The 4,745-nt window shown below is 59.6% G+C and carries 4 protein-coding genes and 2 pseudogenes; 3 read left to right on the forward strand and 3 right to left on the reverse strand.

The window, feature by feature from the left end; genetic code table 11:
- Window positions 1–691: 691 nt before the first annotated feature.
- A pseudogene (locus ACYVD0_RS12900) lies at window positions 692–1,003 on the reverse strand (IS4 family transposase); the annotation flags it as partial.
- A gap of 42 nt (window positions 1,004–1,045) precedes the next feature.
- Between ACYVD0_RS12900 and ACYVD0_RS12905 the strand changes: the two are divergent.
- On the forward strand, window positions 1,046–1,366 hold the full coding sequence (locus ACYVD0_RS12905; RefSeq protein ID WP_460427175.1) for a hypothetical protein: 321 nt from the start codon (window positions 1,046–1,048) through the stop codon (window positions 1,364–1,366).
- 63 nt (window positions 1,367–1,429) lie between these two features.
- Window positions 1,430–1,651, forward strand: a complete 222-nt coding sequence (locus ACYVD0_RS12910; protein ID WP_460427176.1) for a bacterioferritin-associated ferredoxin — start codon at window positions 1,430–1,432, stop codon at window positions 1,649–1,651.
- Between the two features lie 44 nt (window positions 1,652–1,695).
- On the opposite strand, the pseudogene ACYVD0_RS12915 reads toward ACYVD0_RS12910, so the two are convergent.
- Window positions 1,696–2,889, reverse strand: a pseudogene (locus ACYVD0_RS12915) (IS4 family transposase).
- A 469-nt stretch (window positions 2,890–3,358) separates the two neighbouring features.
- On the opposite strand from ACYVD0_RS12915, the gene bfr reads away from it, so the two are divergent.
- Entirely contained in the window at window positions 3,359–3,829 is a 471-nt protein-coding gene (bfr, locus tag ACYVD0_RS12920; RefSeq protein ID WP_460427177.1) for a bacterioferritin, read from the forward strand.
- A 330-nt stretch (window positions 3,830–4,159) separates the two neighbouring features.
- Here the strand turns inward: bfr and ACYVD0_RS12925 are convergent.
- A partial coding sequence (locus ACYVD0_RS12925; RefSeq protein WP_460427178.1) for an IS630 family transposase occupies window positions 4,160–4,745 on the reverse strand: 586 nt, incomplete at its 5' end.

Here is a 4,745-nt window from a genome sequence, read left to right on the forward strand (position 1 = left end):
GCGGCCCGGGCACTGCAAAAGCGCGCGAAGCGGAGAATCCAACACTGCTCCCCTGCATCGCGGTACAGCAGGCTCCAGAGTCGAAAACTTCACAGCCTCTGAGCCCACGCCTGGATCGCTTCAAGGGTGTCGGCACCGACCAGAATGCCGCAGACGGCGACGGTCAGTGTTTCGACGGGAATGCTGAACCTTGTTGGTCTGCCGGGGATCGTCCAGGGCGACGAATACGTCCATGATGGAGGTTGCAGGCCGGGGCATTCGAGTGCTCCACAAATACCCAAGCTATATCGGCTTGCGCTTTCCTCTGCAAATGCGAGCCACTCGCTTCATGCGATTGCCCTGAGCCCGCCAGGCCAAGTACCTGAAAGAAAATTTTCCGGCATACTGAGCCCCTTGTCTCAGTGGCTCCCGAAGCACCCCATGAAATTCGTGTCGCCTCTTGCCGACACAGACTCCAAGCGTTGATGGATGCCCATACGCAAGGATAGCCGACCGGCATTTCTGCACCCGTTCGATTCTTCAACGCTGCCAGGCGGCCCAAGCCGGTTTCATCGTGCACCAGGATGCCAGGCATCCCCGCATCGTTCACGAGGGGCCTTGGCACGACCGGGGCGGGGTGGAAACCGGCTGGGTGCTCGAACAAGACATCCGGGTGGACGAGGGCCAGGCGCCCTGGCGCCGTATCGAGTTGCGCGACGAGCATCCTCTCGTAACGGCTTCTGACCTGGACCGCCAAGTGGTAGGGGGACGCCTCCCAGCCCTCGGGAAGCTGTTCGCGATGGGCCTGTTCGACACTGCGCTCGAGCACCGCCAGGAGGTTGCAGGCCAGCACCGCCACGGCAAACCCCAGCAGCGCTGCCCGGGGATGGCCCAGACTGCGGATCTCGCTCTGCAGAACCGACTCCAGGCGCTGGAACATCCCCTCGATACGCCAGCGCAGACGGTACAGGTCGGCAATCTGCTGCGCACCGATCCCGGCCGGCAGATTGCTCCAGAGCCAGAGCACGGACTCGCCCGACTCCGTCGGCCGATCCAGGCGCTGCCAGTGGAGCACTGGCCGGCCTGGGCCGACGATTCGGCCAGCACACTGGCACAGCGCCTGTTGGCGTTGGCGCGGCACATCAAGCCCAGCCAGATGGCCACGAGCAAGCGTGGCCCCAAGGTGAAAAAGACCAGGGACTGGGTCGATGGCGCCACAGCCCGCGCTCATCTCTCTTACGGCCCATGCAATCAAAGCCTCAAAAAGCAAAAGACCTTGAAAGGGCTGGCCTTTAAAACCGCAGCACTGGACATGGGAGCTTATCCCTTGCCTCCGTCGCTCAGACTCGAAGAATTCGGGCCGACCAGCGGCCGACCCAATCTTTGACAATCATTCTCATTAAGATTAGGATCCATTCATCACTTCATTACTTGCCGAACCGAGGCGCCTATGTATGTATGTCTCTGTCAAGGTGTTACTGATGGTCAAATTCGCAGCGCAATTCAAGGCGGCTGCTGTACCTATCGCGATGTACGCATTGCTCTTGGCGTCGGCACGCAGTGCGGAAAATGCGCCTGCATAGCCAAGCAAATTGCCAGGGAAACTCTTGGCGAAGAAGCACAAAACAGCCAAGGCGCAACCTTCTGTCCGGCAATATTGGCCGCCTCCTGATCCTTCTTGGAAACCGGCTCCGCAGCTGAGTGATCCCCACAAAATCACCCCAGTTCCTGCGCTTGCCGGTGGACCTCCCGCCGCAGGGCCAACTCCAGCTCCCGCAGCCTCTCCCGGGAAATGTCTCCCGCATAAATGCGTGCATACTCCAGTCCCAGCCGCCACAGCGACAGCACGTGCTTGTCCTTGACGCTGTTGCTCTGGAAGCGCTACTCGTGCCCTGCCTCCCGGGCCTGCAGACCTAGCAGGCACAGTGCGTAGTTGGCCAGCACGGCAATCCGCAGCAGGATCTCGATGCGCCGCGGGCAGCGGCTGCGATGCGGCCCCAGGCCGACTCCCAGCCGATGGCTCTTCAGGTCGCGGAAGCCCTCCTCGACCTGCATGCGCTGCTTGTAGATCGCCACGACCTGCGCGGCATTCCACTGCGCCTCGGGCAGGTTGCTGGCCAGCAGCCAGGGCTCGCTTTCGCGCTGCGCGTTTTGCCGGCTGCGCTTGTCCCGGGCCACGGCTCCGGTGACGCGCCGGTGCTGGCGCCCCCGCGGCGCATGTTTCACCACATAGAGTTGGGTGGACCAAGGCGCCGAGCGCGTCATCTCGAGGAAACCGAGCCGTTTCGGCGACGCCGAGGCCAGGGCGTACAGGCTTTTCACCGGCTGCCAGGGCTGCTCGCCAAATCGGCACAGATCGCGATTGCGCACACGGCCGACGTCATGCCAGCCCATGGCTTCGACGGCCTGGAACCAGGGCCGCCGGAAGCCGGCATCGGTGACCAGGATGGGCGTGCATCCGGCCGGCAGCATCGCCGCGAGTGCCTCGAGCAGGCGTTTCTGGCAACGCGGGCAGCCCTCGCGCGGATGGACGACTTCACAGACTGGCAGCGAACGTCCGGCCAGCGGGATCGCGGCGCGCAGCAGGAACAGCTTGCCGGCGGCATCGATCGGCGACCCGTCCACCAGGATCAACGGATGCTTGAGCGACCCCAGCAGGGCGCGGCGCATGGCCCAGTAGAACAACCCCCGCTCGGCCTGCAGCTGCCGGTTGCCGAGCAGGCGGTCGACCCGCTCGATGGCATGCCGGGGCCAGGCGGAGCCAGGCAGGAAGCGCCCCAGCGCGGTCAGGCTCAGGCGGCGGCCTTGCAGCAGGTCGGCCAGCGCGGCCATCAGGGCTTCGAGACGGCGGGCATAGATTGTGAGGAGTGTCTTGGCGAAGGTATCGTGCAAGAATTGGACGGTCTGCATGGGGTCTGGGGACATCGGTCAGTTTGGCGACAACCAACGTGCCCGCCCATGCAGACATCTTCAAGACCTACCTATTTGATTTTTCGGGAAAGTTTCTGGGGATCACTCAGAGGTTGTGAAAAATTCAAGCGGCTGCTGCGCCTCCCTTCAAAACAGCCGCTAAAACGTTGCGCTACGTGAAAAGTAAGACCATTTGGCTCATAAACTCTCCCGCTTTTCACATGGCACGCCTTTTTGAAGGGGATTAGAGAGGCTCTCACGGCACTGTTCGATTTTTTCACAACCTCTCAGGCTCCGCAGGCATCCGGTTTCCACTCTGTACCCCCCTCTCTCCAGCCCCCCTCAACCCATCCTGTATACAGTCGCACTGGAGACTTATTCTCCATTCGATTCAATTACTTAGCTTTTGACATATCAAGCCCGACAGACCAAACTGCCTCATCAACATCCTGATTCGAAAGGAATGGACATGAAAGGCGACAAGATAGTCATCCAACACCTCAACAAGATCCTCGCCAACGAGTTGATTGCGATCAATCAGTATTTCTTGCACGCTCGCATGTATGAGGACTGGGGCCTGGAGAAGCTCGGCAAGCATGAGTACCACGAGTCCATCGACGAGATGAAGCATGCCGATAAACTCATCAAGCGCATTCTGTTTCTCGAAGGCCTGCCCAACCTGCAGGAGCTGGGCAAACTCCTCATCGGTGAACACACCAAGGAAATGCTCGAGTGCGACCTGAAGCTCGAGCAAGCGGGATTGCCCGATCTGAAAGCTGCCATTGCCTACTGCGAGAGTGTCGGGGACTATGCCAGCCGCGAATTGCTGGAAGATATTCTCGAATCCGAAGAAGACCATATCGACTGGCTGGAAACCCAACTAGATCTGATCGATAAAATCGGCTTGGAGAATTATCTGCAGTCGCAAATGGATGAATAAGCGGTAGCGGCCGAGATAATGCAGAAGAGCGATATTTCGTCTGCATTATTTCAGTCGAGCAAATGGAAAAAGCTTCGTCCAACTGGCTGCAGGCAAAGCACTCTGTAGCGACCAGCAGCGAAAACGCCCCGAGGCATTCGGTTCGGGGCGTTTGCTTTTATAAGTTTGCCTTTCCAAACGATTGGCAAAAACACACCTCAGATAAGTACTCGAACAAAATTTTCCCGGATTTTCTGCTGTTTCGAACCAGGCCAACCCCTGTATTTCAGAGGATTGCACGGGCAATGCAGGGGAAAATATCGGATTATTTTTCTTCGAGCACTTAAGTACCTACAGAAAATTAATCCGATACTGCTCGCCGTAACCTGACAGCACCTGAAGCACATGGCTGCTGAGTGACTGGAAGCTCCGGTAGGCGCTCAGGGGAAGCCATTCGTACTTGATCTTCCGCCAGAGCATCTCGATCAGGTTGAGTTCAGGCGAGTACGGAGGTAGGAAAATCACGTGGACTCGTTGTGCCCGCCCTTCCAGCCGCTTGCGCTGAAACAAGGCGGAGCGATGGGTGCGGGCATTGTCGAGCACGACGATCGCAAAGGCGTCGGGCGACTTCTGCTCGATCAGGCGGTCGAAGGCTTCGATGACCACCTCCGTCGTCGCGGTAGCGGTCGTCGTGTGATGGATCAGCTTGCCCTGGCGACTCAGCAAGCCCTGCACGTTCAGGCGTCGGCTACGCAAGAAGGCCGGCAGTTCCAGCGGTTGGCCCACGGGGCTCCAGGCGTAAGGCAAGGCGGATCTTTGCGAAAACCCGGACTCGTCGAAACAGTACAGCTCGGTGTCTTCGCGCTCCTCCCACTGCCGAAGCTCTGCCAGCAGGCCTTGTGTGGCGCGGAAGCCGCTCTCGTTACGCCGCCCTTTC

It is taken from the genome of Azotobacter armeniacus (assembly GCF_054779355.1).